Annotated in this window: 12 protein-coding genes; 3 read left to right on the top strand and 9 right to left on the bottom strand. The window is 59.0% G+C overall.

The window, feature by feature from the left end:
* Positions 1–199 precede the first annotated feature (199 nt).
* From SH410x_RS27720 to yajC, 3 genes are read right to left on the bottom strand one after another with little or no spacing between them, the layout of a single operon-like run.
* Entirely contained in the window at positions 200–1630 is a 1431-nt protein-coding gene (locus SH410x_RS27720; protein ID WP_473672752.1) for an oxidoreductase, read from the bottom strand.
* Positions 1627–5037, bottom strand: a complete 3411-nt coding sequence (secD, locus tag SH410x_RS27715; RefSeq protein WP_473672750.1) for a protein translocase subunit SecD — start codon at positions 5035–5037, stop codon at positions 1627–1629. The genes SH410x_RS27720 and secD overlap by 4 nt, the downstream gene beginning before the upstream one ends.
* Positions 5038–5079: 42 nt before the next feature.
* Positions 5080–5646, bottom strand: coding sequence for a preprotein translocase subunit YajC (yajC, locus tag SH410x_RS27710; protein WP_473672748.1), 567 nt, complete (start codon positions 5644–5646; stop codon positions 5080–5082).
* 466 nt (positions 5647–6112) lie between these two features.
* On the opposite strand from yajC, the gene SH410x_RS27705 reads away from it, so the two are divergent.
* Positions 6113–7783 (top strand): DUF4153 domain-containing protein, encoded by a 1671-nt coding sequence (locus SH410x_RS27705; protein WP_473672746.1) that lies wholly within the window; start codon positions 6113–6115, stop codon positions 7781–7783.
* Between the two features lie 83 nt (positions 7784–7866).
* The gene (locus tag SH410x_RS27700) at positions 7867–8850 is read left to right on the top strand and encodes a pyruvate kinase (RefSeq protein WP_473672744.1); all 984 of its coding nucleotides are present in this window, start codon (positions 7867–7869) and stop codon (positions 8848–8850) included.
* 47 nt (positions 8851–8897) lie between these two features.
* On the opposite strand, the gene SH410x_RS27695 is transcribed toward SH410x_RS27700, so the two are convergent.
* The 5 genes from SH410x_RS27695 to SH410x_RS27675 all read right to left on the bottom strand — a co-directional run bounded on the left by SH410x_RS27695 (position 8898) and on the right by SH410x_RS27675 (position 13390).
* Complete coding sequence (locus SH410x_RS27695) at positions 8898–10070, bottom strand: metallophosphoesterase (protein ID WP_473672743.1); 1173 nt, start codon at positions 10068–10070, stop codon at positions 8898–8900.
* Complete coding sequence (locus SH410x_RS27690) at positions 10067–10726, bottom strand: SixA phosphatase family protein (RefSeq protein ID WP_473672741.1); 660 nt, start codon at positions 10724–10726, stop codon at positions 10067–10069. The genes SH410x_RS27695 and SH410x_RS27690 overlap by 4 nt, the downstream gene beginning before the upstream one ends.
* A gap of 583 nt (positions 10727–11309) precedes the next feature.
* Entirely contained in the window at positions 11310–11786 is a 477-nt protein-coding gene (locus SH410x_RS27685) for a DUF6960 family protein (RefSeq protein WP_473672739.1), read from the bottom strand.
* Between the two features lie 113 nt (positions 11787–11899).
* Positions 11900–12676, bottom strand: coding sequence for a hypothetical protein (locus tag SH410x_RS27680; RefSeq protein ID WP_473672738.1), 777 nt, complete (start codon positions 12674–12676; stop codon positions 11900–11902).
* Positions 12677–12745: 69 nt separating this feature from the next.
* Entirely contained in the window at positions 12746–13390 is a 645-nt protein-coding gene (locus SH410x_RS27675; RefSeq protein ID WP_473672737.1) for a hypothetical protein, read from the bottom strand.
* Positions 13391–13507: 117 nt separating this feature from the next.
* On the opposite strand from SH410x_RS27675, the gene SH410x_RS27670 reads away from it, so the two are divergent.
* Positions 13508–14827, top strand: a complete 1320-nt coding sequence (locus tag SH410x_RS27670; protein WP_473672735.1) for a hypothetical protein — start codon at positions 13508–13510, stop codon at positions 14825–14827.
* Between the two features lie 33 nt (positions 14828–14860).
* On the opposite strand, the gene SH410x_RS27665 is transcribed toward SH410x_RS27670, so the two are convergent.
* Positions 14861–15514: a P-loop NTPase family protein gene (locus SH410x_RS27665; protein ID WP_473672733.1), complete on the bottom strand. Its 654-nt coding sequence runs from the start codon at positions 15512–15514 to the stop codon at positions 14861–14863.
* Between the last annotated feature and the right edge of the window lie 33 nt (positions 15515–15547).

Raw genomic sequence — 15547 nt, 5'->3', positions numbered from 1 at the left:
CTGAAATCCAATCCCACAAAGAAATCATTGGATGCTTGAGGCATGCCTCCAGGACCTCCGGCGCACGCTTCCGTTGGATGGCCCGGTTTTATTGCGTAAGCCGGCAAATTGTCCGTAATCGATTTGAGCTTTGGCCGCGATCGATCCTGGATGCACCGCGATCGCTTGTTAAAGGAGTCGTTGGGCGTTTGGATTGTGCCTACGACTTCAGCTTCGCCTTAGCCGCTTTGAGCAGTTCTCGCTCAGGGCGTTTTTTGTAGAACGGGTCGAGCGGATAGCAGCCGCTGACGATTCCTTCGCGGGGCGCTGTGGTGCAGTCGCTGAATGTGCGGCAGACTTTCTTTCGCTGCCAATCGCGGCCAGCAATCACGTCGGCGGGTAATTCGGGGTACGAGAGCACCATGCGCCCGAGCCCAATCGAATCCGCCTTGTTTTGCTCGACCACCGCTTGGCCGACTTGCGGCAGGTAGTCTTGCAAATACGTGTACCCAGATCCAATGAAGATCATTTCGGGATGCTGTTGTTTCAGTTCCGCCACCGCTGCGATCTGCCGGGCAACGCCCGCAAGTGGATCTTCGGGCGGCTGATACCCATCGCTCGGTGGAAAGAAAGCGGGGCGTTGGATGTGCGGATTGTAGTAGGGGCTGCCGGCGGTCGTGCACACCATGCGGATGCCGATCTCGTGCATCAGTTCAATCAGGCGAGACGGTTCCGTCAGGTCGATCCCCGCGCCGTCGGATGTCGCCCCAAAGATCTTCTTTGTCTCGCTGTCCGGTTCTGGGATGCCGATGTTGTCGTCGCCCGGGCAGTACGGCACAAAATCGAAAACGCTCAGCCGCACCCCCACGTGCATCTGTTGGGTCGCGCCTCGAATGCCGGAGACGATGTCGCGTAGGAACCGCGTGCGATTCTCAAAGCTGCCGCCGTACCGGCCTGGTCGATCGACGGCGGCGAGCAATTCATGGCCGAGGTAGCCGTGGCAGTGTTTGATATCAACAAAAGTAAACCCCGCCCGCTCGGCAGCCACCGCAGCGACGATGAAATCGTCGATCAAGCTGCTGAGCTCATCGTCGGACAGGATCGCGGAGTCGTCTGTCACACCGACGCGGCGATCGAGTACCCGATTGCGTTGGGGGACTCGGGGCTCGGGCGTCTTTTTTTCGTTGGGGCGGGCGTATCGTCCGGAGTGTGTGAGCTGAATCCCGACCATCAGATCGTCGGTGGACTCAAACTGTTCCGAGTGAGCGTCAACGAGGTGCTCTCTCAGGTCGGCGATGTCGCGGAGGTTCGCCTCGTTGATCATCAGTTGATTCGGGTTGGCGCGTCCGTCACGTCGCACCGCAACCGCTTCGCCACCCCAGATTAGCTTGGCTCCGCTGAGCCCAAAGTTCCGCCATCGCCGCCGCGTCAGTTCCGTCGGTTTGCCGTCGGTGGTCCCGTCCCAGCCTTCCATCGGCAGAATGCAGAATCGATTTCCGATTGCTTGCCCGTGGGCCTGTAAAGGCTGGCCGAGCGGTGAATCGGGCCCCTCGCCGACATTGTCGGTGAAGGGCATTTCAATTCCGGACTCTGATAGATGGCGTTGAAAAGCCTCGCTACTCTTGAGGCTGGCGACGCGTGGGTACGTCATGACTTCGCAATCGCCTCTTTCCTGTCCTGGCGGTTGACCAAGAATAATAGCACGGGGCTAGCGACGAAGATTGAGCTGTACGTACCGACCAGCACGCCGACGACAAGGGCGAACGCGAATGCGTGGATGCCCTCGCCACCCATCGTGTAGAGCAACAGGACGACGATCAGCGTGGTCAATGAGGTCAGCAATGTACGGCTGAGGGTGTCATTGATGCTGGAGTTGATCATTTCCTTGGTCAGTCGTGGTGCCTTGCCCTTGGTTTCACGAATCCGGTCAAACACGACGATCGTATCGTTGAGCGAGTAACCTACAATCGTGAGCAGTGCGGCGACGACGGTCAGCGAGATTTTGAACGGATCGATCAGCAGGAACCCGAATACATTGGCGAGCCAGAAGCTGACGGCGATCGCACCGAGTGTGATGATAACGTCGTGCAGCAGGGCCACGACCGCGGCGACGCCGTAGACGACGCGTTGGAATCGGAACCAGATATAGCCGATGATGCACAACAGTGAGGCAAAGAGTGCTCCCAGGGCGCGACCGACCATGTCACCCGCGACGCGGGCACCCACGCTGCTGCTGCTGATCCAGACGGGATCGCTGCCGAGGGTCTCTTCGAGTTGTTTCATGACGGCAATGGCCTTGTCGCCCGAGAGCGGCAGTTGAACTCGCCAGTTGGCGTAGGGCAATGCTGATCCGTTGGACCATTCTTCGGTGTTCTCACCGATCGGATGCAGTCGCACGCCGCGTTCGTTCAGCGGCACCTTCGCGGTTGTGGCTGCCTGTTGGAGGGCGGCCATCAAACCATCTTCGTTGATCCCGGCCTCTTTTTCGCTGCCTTCAATTCCAAGTGAGATATCCGAGGTGCTGTAGGCGTAGCCGGGCACTTTGACATCACGCATCTCTGGTTCCGTCGCGGTGGCGGCGGGGTCGGCTGTGGCAGCATCGGTATCAGGTGTGGACTTGTCTGCACTCGGCTCATCGGTGGCCGTTGGTTCGCTGGCGGATTCGTCGCTGGCGGATTCGTCGCTGGCGGATTCGTCGCTGGCGGATTCGTCGCTGGCTTGGAATGCCGTCAACATGACGCCATTGTCAGAGCGTTCGTATCGCGATTGGTCGCTGACGCTTGGTGTCGCGGCGGCGCCTGTTGTTTCCGCGGCCGGTTGAGTCGCTTCGGTTTGCGTTTCCGACCCGATGTCCGCTGGGGTGATGTCGATTTTGTAGGTCGACAAGCCAACCGTTTGGTGTTTAGCGAAACCTTCGACGATCGCTCGCTTCAGCAGGTCGACATCATCGACGGACGAGTCGACTTTGAAGACGGTGTTCTCGGGGACGCCGTCCATGCTGACACCGTTGACGGTGAACTGAACTTGCTCTTCGCCATTGTCGGCGAACGCTTCGGTCATGATCTGTCGCACTTCGTCGGTTTCAGTGGGGGCGTCCACGCGGAACTGCACCGAGGATCCGCCGGCAAAGTCGATGTCCAGGATCCCGCGGCCTCGCTCATAGAGAGCGAGGAAGCCCGCGATCACGAACACAACGGAAACCAGCAGCATCACCCGGCCGATGCCCATGAAATTGATTTCACCGCCACCCGATATCGCGGCACGCATCGAGTTGACCGTGTCGGCCATCGAAAGCGAAAGCCAGCCACGTCGTTCGGCCAGGTCAAAGAGGGTTCGCGAAACGTAGATCGCTGTGAACATGGAGAACACGATGCCGAGGATCAGCGTGACGGCGAATCCGCGGATCTGGTCCGTGCCGATCGCATACAGCACGAATGCCGTAATCAATGTTGTCAGGTTCGCATCGACAATCGTAGTCGTCGCACGTGCGAAACCGTTGCGGATCGCCATCCGGTCTTTCGCACCCTTTTTCAACTCTTCGCGAATGCGTTCAAAAATCAGCACATTCGCGTCCACGGACATCCCGACGGTGAGCACCAAGCCAGCCAGTCCTGGCAGCGTCATCGGTTGATTGATGAAGACCATCGTGGCCAGGATCAGCATCAGGTTCATGATCAGGGCGATACAGGCCACGACACCTGCGAACCGGTAATAGAACAGGATGAAAATCAGCACCAAGCCGAATGACAATTCGATGGCAAACACGCCCTTCTCGATCGTGTCAGCACCGAGTGTGGCGTCAATTTGGTTTTCCGCGATGGGTTGCTTCGTCACCGTGGTAGGCAACTGACCCGCTTTCAGGATCTGGACGAGGCCATCGACCTCTTCGCGGGTGAAGTTGCCGGTAATGCGGCCTTCTTTGGAGATCGCCTGCAGAATATTCGGAGCCGACAACAGCGTGTCATCGAGAATGATGCCGAGCTGTCGCTTGTGCGTCCCTTCGGGTGAGTTGTTCTGTGTCAGGGCGCGGAATCGACCGGAGCCAAGATCGGTCAAATTGAACGCGACGGCGGGGCCACCGTGCTCATCAAAGGTGCTCGCCGAATAGGAGAGGTCGCCGCCCTGGATGTCCAGCAGCGGGTTGATGATCATCAGCACCTCGATCTCCGAGAATGGCTGCGTCTGGAGCCACTTTGCAACTCGGACTTCTTCGGTTTCCCCGTCCGTGCCGGGCAAATTGCCTGGGATTTGGAGGATTGCGCCATTGTTAGGGTTGCGAATGGTCATTCCCCGCGTGGACATTCGCATCGCCCGCACGCCGTCAATCGTCTTGGATTCCCGCCCCAGTTTGACCCAGCGTCCGTACAGGCCATCATCGATATCGCCGACTTGGACGGACGTGGCAGCGACCGGGTCCGCCGATTCGGATTGTTCAACGGCCTGGGTGATGATCGCAGCGTGGTCGAGGTCATTGGCCAGAATCGCGAACCGCAAGACCCCGGCTTCTTCGATCAGTTTTTTGATTCGCGCGACTTCGCGATCGTCCACAGCTGGGACGATGATTTCGATCTGTGACTCACCATAGGGGCGAATCACGATTTCCTGTGTGCCCGACGGGTTGATCCGCTGTGTGAGCGGTTCAACGAGGTCTTGGCTGGTGATGGGCGAGTTGTTCTCTTTCAGTTCGGCCTGTTTTTTAGGGTCGATCTCGTAGACGAGGATCGTGCCGCCTTGGAGGTCGACACCGAGACCCGGCATCCGGTTCCACAGGGTCACGCCGCTGCCGATAATGGCGACCAGGATGAAGCCAAACCGCGTCCCGTAACCCGGCATCTTGAGGGATTTGGCCAGGCGACCGCCCAACACAAAGGGTAGGATCAGAACAGCGGCCGCGACGAGCAGTGCCACCCACCTTTGGGTGTTCATGCCCTGGGAGAATTCGCCCGCCACAGCGGAATCCGTTTGTGCGAACATTGCCGTGAGACTGGCCGAAGTGTCCCACACGCAAGTAATTGCGGAGGAGACGACACAGTCGAGGCGAGAGGAAAGAAGATCCATCGTGATTTTTCGAAAGACGGTTATTGAGAACAAGAAAAACGGCTAGTCCGACGACTCCTCGGCGGACGCGTTTTTAGACGGGGATTCGCCGCGGGAGTCTTTACCGGGCTTATTTTCGGCGCCGGGCTGGCCGTCTTTTCCGAGCGGTTTGCCTTTGGCGTGTTCGGTAATGGCCGAGATGGCCGTGCGGTTGACTTTGACACGGGTCGATCCCGCTTCGTCAATTTTCAGTGTGATCACATCACTATCTGCTGCTGCTGAGACAACGGTCCCGTGCAGTCCACCGATCGTGACCACGCGATCATTTTTGGTCAGCGACGCCAGTAGACTGGCTTCGTTCTGACGCTTGCGTTTTTCCGGTAGGAACCACGTCACGTACCAAATCATCGCCAGTCCAGCGATCAGCGGAAGTGGCGAGGAAAAAAAAGCTTCCCAGATATTTTGCGGACCTATCGGCTTCGCTCCGCCCGCCACACCGTCTTGGGCGAGTAGCACTGCCTGAGCGATCAGGGTGTCCCACGATGGCAACATCGCATTCCACTCCGACACCATCCCCACGGGCGCGCCGATCAGGAATTCGTTGGCTTTTTCGATGTAAGAGGTTTCCAAGGGTGGTAACAAAGCAGGGGATCCGGGCACCGGAGAGACGCAGGAAAGGGTCGCGGTTGGGGCCAAAACCACAACAACAGGCGGGAAAGTCAATGCGGCATGATATGGAAGCCCAAAAATCGCCACAAGCCCAGCCGTCGCCCCCCAGGTCGAAATACATCGCCGAAAGTTGCTTTTAGGGCGAGCGGGCGGTTGATTTTTTTCATTTTGGTCAGGCAATGGGTGCGAACACGGAAGAATGCAGGCTCTGCGGAAAGGACGTGCAGTTATTCGCTTTGTTCCCGCCAGGGGCGGGCCAGCGTCTTGCTCGGGACGGATTTTAGAGACCGGTCGGCGCCCTCGAGACGACGGCCCCGAGGCGGCAGGAACTGGCCGGGAGACCTCTTTGTGGAATCGAATCGTCCATCCGGTGTAGGATAAGTAGCCTCTTGTTTGCCATCTTTTCACCTCTCAGTGGCCACCTGCAATGTCTCATGACGCAAATGTTTCTGAAGCAGACGCACCGACGGTTCCTCAGTCCGTTGCGGCCGCTGGTGGCGCCGACCGAGTGTGGGCGATCGCTGCCGAGGTCGCAGTGGTCGTGGTGTGGACGGTGGCCGCTGACCTGTTGATCTTTCGCGGTCGCGGTTTCTTCGCGGTATCAGCCTTCTTTGCAGTGGCTCTCGTCGGCGTCGCGGTCGTCCATGTGCTGCGCGCCAGGCAGGTTGACGGGCAGACGCGAACGCCTCTTGGAATCGCCGCCGCCGTTGCTGGATCGCTGCTTGTGCTGGCGATCATTCGCTTAGGTTGGGAGGGATCGATTTCGCTATCGTTCGTTGCGGCGTTCGCTTTCGTGGCGTTTGTGCTGGCGCTCGCAGGGTGGCTGCCGACGCTCCTGCGAACGATCACGACGATCGTCTTCTCACCTTTTCTGGGTGCTGAACGGTTGCCCCAATTGCAGAGCGTCTCCATTTCCAGCCGACTCACGCCGTCGCGATCGGTGTGGTTGTCGGTGCTCTTCCCAGTGCTCGCGGTGGGCTTGTTCGGCGGCATCTTTATTTTGGCGAACCCGGATTTGGTCGAGCGAGTTTCCGGCTCGATCCGCGATGCGTTTGCGCGGATTGGTGACTTCTTCTCCGACGTCTCCTTCTGGGAACTGCCGTTCTGTGTGCTGGCGTTCTTCGTCGGGGCGGGGTTGCTGCGTCCTCTCACGCCGGGAGCCGGTAACCTGGTCAGACGTCTGATCGGGGATCGAGAGCCGGATCAGATCGTGACGCCGGCAGACGGGGCGAACGCTGTTGACGCAAGCCCGCTGTATGCTCCTTTTCGTAATATGCTAATCGCGCTGATCGGATTATTTGCCGCCTATCTCGTGTTTGAGTTCACGACGCTGTGGCGACGTGAGTTCCCAATAGGTTTTTACTACGCCGGTTACGCGCACCAAGGCGCAGCGTGGTTGACGGTCGCACTCGCGCTGGCCACGTTCACGCTGTCGATGGTTTTTCACGATGCCATGTTTCGTGACCCACGCATTGGGCGGCTGCGGATGTTTGCTTGGATTTGGTCGGCGATGAACCTGTTGCTCGCCATCGCGGTTTACAACCGCTTGTCGATCTATGTCGGCTACAACGGGATGACTCGGATGCGGACCATCGGGTTTTTCGGTATCACTTTGGTATTGGTGGGCTTTGCGCTCGTGATCGTCAAAATCCTGCAGCGTCACTCGTTGCGGTGGTTGATCGAGTCTCAATTGATCGCGTTTTCACTGGCCGTGGTCCTCTATTGTTTGTTCCCCGTAGATTACGTTGCCCACCGATATAACGTGAGCGAGGTCGCGGGCGGCCACCTCGCACCATCGGTCATGATTGCGGTCAAACCAATCGATGATGAAGGCATTTTTCCGCTCTTGGATCTGGTCGATCACCCGGACGAGATGGTTCGCGACGGCGTGTGTGCGATGTTGGCCGAGCGTCAGCGTCAGATCGAGGCCTACGCACGAGACACGCCGTGGAGTTGGCATCGCTACCAGTACTGCAACACCCTGCTGTATCGAAAGCTTGCCGCCGGGCAGTCTCGGTGGGCCCACTATCTAAGTGATCCCGCCGCAGGAGAGCTGGCGATCAAGAGATTTCAAGACTACGCAATGCAGTGGTATTAAGGCATGGAGTCGGTCGTCCTCTGTTTGGTACAACAGCGTGTGTCGCCCTCTTTTTATCTCTCCGCCTATTTCTGCTCGACCTCATGCGATGGACTGCTGCCGATCCGATATGCCTGCTCAGATCACAGGGGAAATTAGTGTCGTGGATCGTTCCGCGATTCTGGGCAATCGCCCTCTTTTTCGCTGCGATTTGTTTGCTCTCGCACGCGCCAATCGTTCATGCCGAGCAGGTGGCAGCGGCCGACGTGGCGCGATTTGATTTTCAACGCAAGCCGGTGGCGCTGATCCCGGCAGGAACCCGCTTGAAGGATGGCCGGCCAGTCGGTTGGTCCAACCTGATCTCCTTCGTCCAAGTCAAGCTCACCAGCGGCGATGCGACCACGATATCGGAAACCGTCCGCCACTACGCGGAGTTGTTCAATCTCATGATGCTGGCGAATACTGTTCAAAATGCCGAGGGCAAATACGAACTCGACAAGGTCGCCGTTGGTTTTTCAATGCAAATCGACGGCAAGAATACCGTTGTCACGCCGGATGCCGAGCGTGAGCTGGGCAGCGGGCTCTCGTTGATCGGTCGCGGTGTGCTCGAAAGCAACGTCGCGTCCCTGGCTCGCGTGCAGCAGGTTGCGAGAACGAGCAATAGTATGCTCATCGACGCTCCGGCAATCGTCCTGCGTGCCGGCGAGCACCGCGAGATGGTCGTGCGACACTACATTTGGGTCTTCCCCGAAAATGGCAATGTGGGAACACTCGTCTGGCTGCTCGACCCGTCACCCCATGTGGCACCCAAGCCGTCGCAGATGAAAATGGTTGACACGACGATCACGTTGTTGCCGCCGAACTTGCACGAAAACCGCGTGCTGGATGTCGATGCTGATAAATTCAATCTCTTCGGTATTCCTGCCAAGGATGCCTTCGCGTCGGTGGCGCTGCCCCCCGGCATCGCGTTTGAAATGAACGACGCGTTGCGGCGTGTCGCAGCGGAGAAGAGCTACACCGCCGAGACCTTCGCTCAACTCACCGCCGCGGTCGCGCAGAGCCTGACGTCGGGCGCGAGCGATCGGTAATTTGCCTGCGGCTGTCCACCCCATTTCCATGCCAGCGGAAAAATCGTTCAGCAGCACCTGAGCGTCAGTAGCGACAATTCCGGCCGGCAGTTGAGACGCAGCAAATGCACGCCGCCAAGACCGCGTGAGACGTGCATCGTGGTCGGTGCGCGATAAAAATCACCCGACGCCCAGCGAGACCCGTGCCAGCTCGGGCTGAGGATCGGACCGGCCAGCGGCAACTGGCCCTGCCCGCCATGGGTATGCCCACACATCAGCAAGTCGATCTGATGCCGCCGCGCCCAGTCATACTGATCGGGGCTATGGCTCAAACAGATTTTCAGCGGAGCGTCCGCCTCCTCCTCCATGGCGATCATCTCCTCGGGTGAGGGACGCTCAAACCATGGCCATTCATTGCCCGACAAGGCAACGTCGACACCACGTAGAGGGTGCCGTTGGCAGCGACCGCCCAGGTCGGTCCAACCCGCCGCCGCCATCTGCTGTCGCACTGTGGACGGATCGGAGATTCGCGTGTCATGGTTGCCCAAAATGAAAAAGCTGCCATCGGGCGCCACCGCGGGGCCAAACATCGCCGGCAACCACGACACGCATTCTGGGGCGTCCACGATGTCGCCCGTCAAGGCAAACATTTCGGGGCGGAACTCCAACGCTCGATCGATCACCCTGGCCATGTAGGCCGGATTCAGATGCCCCGTTAAATGGATGTCGGATAATTGGGCGATCCGGTATCCATCCAGTTCTCGCGGCAGACGGGCGAATGGAACGTCGATGCTCTCGATCGCCACATCCAGAAACTGGTTGCCGGGGATGCGTGCTGACCAGCGACACTTTCGGGTTCTGGCAAACTGCTCGATGTCCTGTCGCGAAGCTCGCTCGACACGACTCGATCGCGTGACCCGCGCGTGCTGGAAGCCAAGGAGAGGCCGCCACGCTAGCCATAACGTGAACATAATGCCACCCAGGATCAAGCATAGTACACCGTAGGCACGCACTGCCCATGGCAACTCGTCCCAGACGAAATTGCCCGTGACCATCGAGCCAAACGATCTTGCCCAAACCAGCCCGATCACCCCAGGGGTTAGCCATGTTTCTAGAAACATGAGCTTTTCAATACGTTTGATCCGGCGCCGAGGCCACCCCAGCGAATTCAGGCGGTTGTAAGCCGAAAGCCGCAAGCCAAAATGTGCGATCAGCGCCAAACAAACCCAAACCAAGTTCATGACTTGAGCCGGTGATCGTGATCGAGTGACTTGGGCTTCATCTCAGCCACGCACTGCGTGTTATCTGCCGTCAGGGGCGTCGACCAGTCCGGGACGTCGCATCGCAGGGCCACCACGGCGGCTGTGCTCAGCCCGATCGCCTGTCCTAGCAGGGCTGACGCGGCGTAACTGATGCCGGGGTTGTGTGCCAGCACCAATACGGTGCGGGGGCTCCAAAGAGAGGTTTGGCCCTCTCGGGGCGTTGCCCGGTCAGTACCAGAGCGAGATGACTCGCGGGGGGCGGGCCCTTTTTCGGAATCCGTACCGATGATCTCTAAAATTGTTTCGGCGGTCGCGAGATAGAGTTCTGGGATGATGTGCAGAGTCGCCTTTTCAAGCTTCGTGTTCTCCCAGTACGACTGCATCAGGGCTGCCGTCTGCTGCGTCCGCGTTGCGGAAGAACAGAGGATGAGGCTGGGTAGCAGCCCCGACTCCCCGATCCAACGCGCCATCTTCGGTGCGTCCCGCAATCCTCGCTTGTTCAGCGGGCGATCATGATCCGATAGGTCTTCACCCGACCAATCGCTCTTGGCATGCCGCATCAAAACGAGCTGGAACCCGTTTTCAGGTGATGGGGTCGAATCGGGATGGGACGGTGTGGGAGGGGATTTCGTCACACGTCATCCTGCTCGGTTCAATCGGGGCGGTGGGGTGTGGCAGCCAGCGTGGAAATCAATTCCCGTCCACGATGATCTGGCCGACAATCAGCCACACGAAGGTAAACGCGATTCCAAATGCGGTGTGCAGTGCTTCAATAGTCATAGTCAGCGACCTCAGGCAATGAGATTGAGGTGCCACTATCTCGTTCGGATACGAAATGTATCGTGACACCAAGGGAACGGAAAGAGGCCGTTTCCCTGGCCTGAGTGCGACTGCGCCGATAGTCGACGCCGTTGCCATTAAAATTCCATGCGGCACATCCGATGCTGCCATTAGTTGTTATCGGCTGGTAGCTACAGGAAACCTGTGAAAAAAAACGAGACTGCGTACAGATGCCGCATGTTGCCCAGTGTGTGCATGTGTTGCATATTCTCTGGTGCGTGCAGGTTAACAGTTCGCCGGGCAGGGTTCGTTCGGATCGTGGATCCCACTGTCTGGGAAAAGTCGATCTAAGGACATGCGCATTCGATGAAAACGGAAGTGAGGTTCCGTCCTCGGTCGCTCCCTGAGGCTCGGCGTGTTTGATCGTCGCGCGCTTGCCTACCAGTCCGTGATCCGCTCGCCGGCTCCATTCCAGGTCGGTGTGGGATGCTCGATCTCACCCGGCCGAATGCGTTGTTTCTCCGACAACAGACGCAGGTGCTCATGCAGGTAGAGCCGCTTTTGCGTTTGCTCGCCACGCCGCAGTCGATACATGATGCGGCCTTTGCGGCGAACGTAATACATGCCGGTGATGACGCCCACGAACAAGTCTCGCTCCATCCCCACGCCGATCGCTTCGACATCGTCACCGATATCGAGGCCCTCGCCCACGATCGGCAGCCACATGCACGGCAGCAAGCGAAAAGCAAACGTGCCGTACCGGTAGTGGTAGTACCGAGAGTCGAACGAATCACGCCGCAGCACCCGTTCGCTCGGGATCAGCCGACTGACCACGGGCACGTCATCCGGGTGGATGAAGCCCTCGCCGTTTTCGGGCCAGCGAGGCATCAATCCGTATTGTGGGTATAGGTTCACAGCGGCCTCTATTCGTCTTGGGGGGGAGTGGGCCTTGTTAAGTGTCCGGCGGCTGGGAGATTTTTAACACGATCCCCTGCCCCCAACCCGCATCCTCAGTGATGACAAAGTGCCTAAAATCCGCCGTCGGATTTGGCCATCTTGATTTCCTGACGCAGGATCGTGGACATCTCGATGCGGGGGAACCGTTTGTCCTCGATCCTGGCCCGGTCTGCTAAGATTTTCGCTCGCAGAATGACCTCGCGAACATCCTCGGGCGTCAATTTGGATTTCAGTGTACGGCTGCCTGTCGTGTCGTTGACGACCACGACGGGTTCGACCACGTCGATGATATCAAATACGGTTGCCTGATTGGTCTGAATCGCACTGCGGACACGGGACAGTTCCGTGAGTGCTTGTTCCCGTTCGGGGGCCTCGAAATTTTCTTTGACATTGACTTCGATGGCATCGAGCTCACCCCAGTGCGTGATCGGCAGCCGAACGACGCGCTGCATGATCGCCGCGGCGCGGGTGGGTGGGTAATCCGGTGCGCTGATCTCTTTGATCAGCCCCTCGAACTGCTCGATCACTTTTGCCTTGTCGTCGGGATCGAGCAGACTCTGCTCAATCATGGGGACAAAACCCTGGAGCGTGCGGACGGCAATTTCAGAGCGTTTTTGAAATAGGATCCACGTCGTCACGCCGCAGATGACTGCCGCCGCGATGCCGAGGAGGAGCGTGCCCGCGACGATCGCCGGCAAACATCCGGGTCCCTCATCCACGGGGCCCTCATCCACGGGGCCGTTGTCGTCACGGTTGTGAACGACATCGTTTGCGTCATCAGCAATCGATTCGCCGTCTGTTGGCAGTGGCGAGCTGGCGGGGGCGTTGGTGTCGTTGGGTTGGTTCACGGGGGACGCGCTACGAAATATTGAAAAAGGTAAAGTCAAAAATCAAAAATCAAAAATGCAAAATTAATTCTAGTTGTCGAAAGCGTCGAGTTCATCGACGAGTCGGTCGAGTGCGTCCGATTGGGACGGGGCAGCACCTCTGTCGGTGCGTGTGGGCTGGGGCCGATCCGAAACGGGGCGGGGCGTGCGGTCCACGGCCACTGCGGCCGGTTTCCGAGCGGTGGCCGGTTTCCGAGCGGTGGCCGGTTTCGAGGGGGATCCGATTTGAAAGGTCGATACTTGCAGCGTCTGCAGCAACCCTTGCAACGCACCGAGGACGGCCTGGGCGCCACCGAGGCGACGCATGTCGAAGAAGTACATTCGCCCATGCTGCGTCGAGGTCTGGGGGGAAGACGATACGAATGGTGGCTCGGATCTCGCCTCGCAGTCGGGATCGCCAGCATGCGGGCGACGTATCATGGGCCGACCGGCGCGATCCAGATCGGTCATCACCTCGTCGGGATCCTGCCATGCCAAGCACGCGACATGCCCGCCGATGGATTCCAGCGCGAGCGCCTCAGTAGAATCTTCTGCGGCCCGGGGCAGTCGCTCGAGCAAAGTCACGTCGAGCCCTGGGCGACCAAGCAGGTGACCGAGCAGATCGTCGCTGTGGGCATGCCACGTCGATCCACCGCCGGGAGGACGGAGCACGAGAACACTGAGACGAACGGCCATGGGGGATGCTTTGGAAGGAGGGGAGTTGGAAGGCGAGCGGGGCCACCATGTGGTATTCTACCTAGCCGCTCAGGTATCAAACACCGTTCAATACACCATGATTTTCCAGGTGACGCCATGACATCCCCCACGTCCGGTGCGGCAAATTCATCCGCACCCCAACCGAACCGCCGGCAAGTACTCGGCGGGCTCGCCGCCACGGCGTCGCTGGCCGCATTTGGCGCGACGGGCTTTGCCGACTCGTCCGCGGAATTGCCGCCCATTCGCCAGTTGACTCAGGGGCCCCGAGACCACTGGTTTGGCTACTACGACAAGCTCGAGTTTGACCCGAGTAATCGCTTCGTGCTCTCCAATGAAGTCAACTTTGGCGGCCGCACTCCCACGCCCGACGATGCGATTGGTGTGGGCATGGTCGACACGCACGACCATGACACGTGGATCCCGCTGGGCACCAGTCATGCCTGGGGCTGGCAACAGGCGTGCATGCTGCAGTGGCGCCCGGGCTCCGATACGGAAGTCCTATGGAACGACCGCCAAGGCGATCAGTACGTCTGTCGTTTGCTCGATGTGAAAACGAAAAAGCAACGCACGTTGCCGCGGCCGATCTATGCTCTGAGTCCCGATGGCAAGTACGCGATCACGGCGGATTTTGCACGCATTCAACGCATGCGACCGGGATATGGCTACGTCGGCTTGCCCGATCCATGCTCGAACCAGCTTGCTCCGGAGGAATCAGGCGTTTGGAGAATGGACATCGAAACCGGCGAAACGGAGTTGATCTTCTCGCTCGCTGATGCCGCTAAAATTGACTACAAGGGCCAGTCGTTGGCGGACAAGTGGAACTATTTCAATCACCTCCTCGTCAGCCCCGACGGTGCAAGATTCATTGTCTTGCACCGCTGGCGAGACAATCAAGGCTCCGGTGATGACGCCCAGCCCGTCGGCGGATTCTCGACGAGAATGTTTACCGCCAACATGGACGGCACCGAAAAATACATCCTCGACCCCTCCGGACGCACGTCGCACTTCATCTGGCGTGATCCCCAGAATGTCTGCGCGTGGACGAGGCCAGCCGGCCAGCCGGAGAAGTTTTATCTTCTGAAAGATCTCACCCAGGACGCCCAGATCGTCGGTGAAGGCGTGATGACAACCAACGGTCATAACACCTACGTGCCGCATACGCAGAACGAGTGGATCCTCAACGACACGTATCCGCAGGGGAAAAACCGGGAGCAAAACCCGTACCTGTATCACGTCCCCACCAACCGCCGCGTGTCGCTGGGCAAGTTCCCGGTACCGCCGGCGTATAAGGGTGAATGGCGTTGCGACACGCATCCGCGAACTAGCAACGATGGCCGATCCGTCGTCATCGATTCCCCTCATTCGGGCGGTCGGCAGATGTACCAGATTGACATCAGCGGAATTATCAACGCGTAGACCTGCTCGCGCGAGCGGCGAGGGTCCCAAAGGCTACGCGGGATGATGATCACGCTCAAACGACTCGGCGACTTCGTAGAGATCGTCCCACAAATCTCGCAGGTTACTGACTTCCTCGAGATTGACGGATTGCAGATGGCGTTGCAAATGAGAACGCAGTGCAGGCGGAATCTGATCGGTCTCAGGTAGTAGCTCACGCACCAGTCCGTCGATGAGGGCTGGCGACAGTGCGGTGCGATAGAGTGTTTGAAAACCAGCGATGTCGTGGTGGCTGGTCACGAGGGCATAGTGTTGATGACGCCGGCAACGCCAGGCAATCCAACGCCGAATAATGGCGGGGATCTGTTCGGCGCCGTCGATCACGATCACACCGCCGGGGGCGACCGACCGCAGGCACCGAGTCAGTGTGCGGACATTGCTCAGGATTTCGCGAAGGTGATCGCTCTGGGTCAGCTGCACCCAGACCCCGCCGGGCATTTCAAGTTCGAGTCGTCCTGCGAGTTCTCGCAGCAGCGTCGATTTCCCCGTCCCATGGTTGCCGACGATCGCACCGCAGCGAACCTCACGCAGCGGCACGAGAATGTGCTCACGCAGTCGCGTGGCAACGTCCTCGCTGAGATCCAACGATGCCTGGCCCGCGACTCGTTCATCCGGTGGGGGACTGCTGCCGACCGGGCGAAACGCCAATGCTCCCGGCCGAACGTATCGGCTGGCAAATGG

The sequence above is a fragment of the Rhodopirellula sp. SH410 genome, assembly GCF_055811895.1.
Note: the sequence above shows the minus strand (reverse complement) of the source record. Positions and strands in the feature narration are given on the sequence as shown.

Bases quoted from the DNA above. Each gene is read 5' to 3' on its own strand.
- SH410x_RS27720 (WP_473672752.1), bottom strand. From the start codon at position 1,630: ATGACGTACCCACGCGTCGCCAGCCTCAAGAGTAGCGAGGCTTTTCAA.
- secD (WP_473672750.1), bottom strand. From the start codon at position 5,037: ATGGATCTTCTTTCCTCTCGCCTCGACTGTGTCGTCTCCTCCGCAATT.
- SH410x_RS27705 (WP_473672746.1), top strand. From the start codon at position 6,113: ATGTCTCATGACGCAAATGTTTCTGAAGCAGACGCACCGACGGTTCCT.
- SH410x_RS27700 (WP_473672744.1), top strand. From the start codon at position 7,867: ATGCGATGGACTGCTGCCGATCCGATATGCCTGCTCAGATCACAGGGG.
- SH410x_RS27695 (WP_473672743.1), bottom strand. From the start codon at position 10,070: ATGAACTTGGTTTGGGTTTGTTTGGCGCTGATCGCACATTTTGGCTTG.
- SH410x_RS27675 (WP_473672737.1), bottom strand. From the start codon at position 13,390: ATGGCCGTTCGTCTCAGTGTTCTCGTGCTCCGTCCTCCCGGCGGTGGA.
- SH410x_RS27670 (WP_473672735.1), top strand. From the start codon at position 13,508: ATGACATCCCCCACGTCCGGTGCGGCAAATTCATCCGCACCCCAACCG.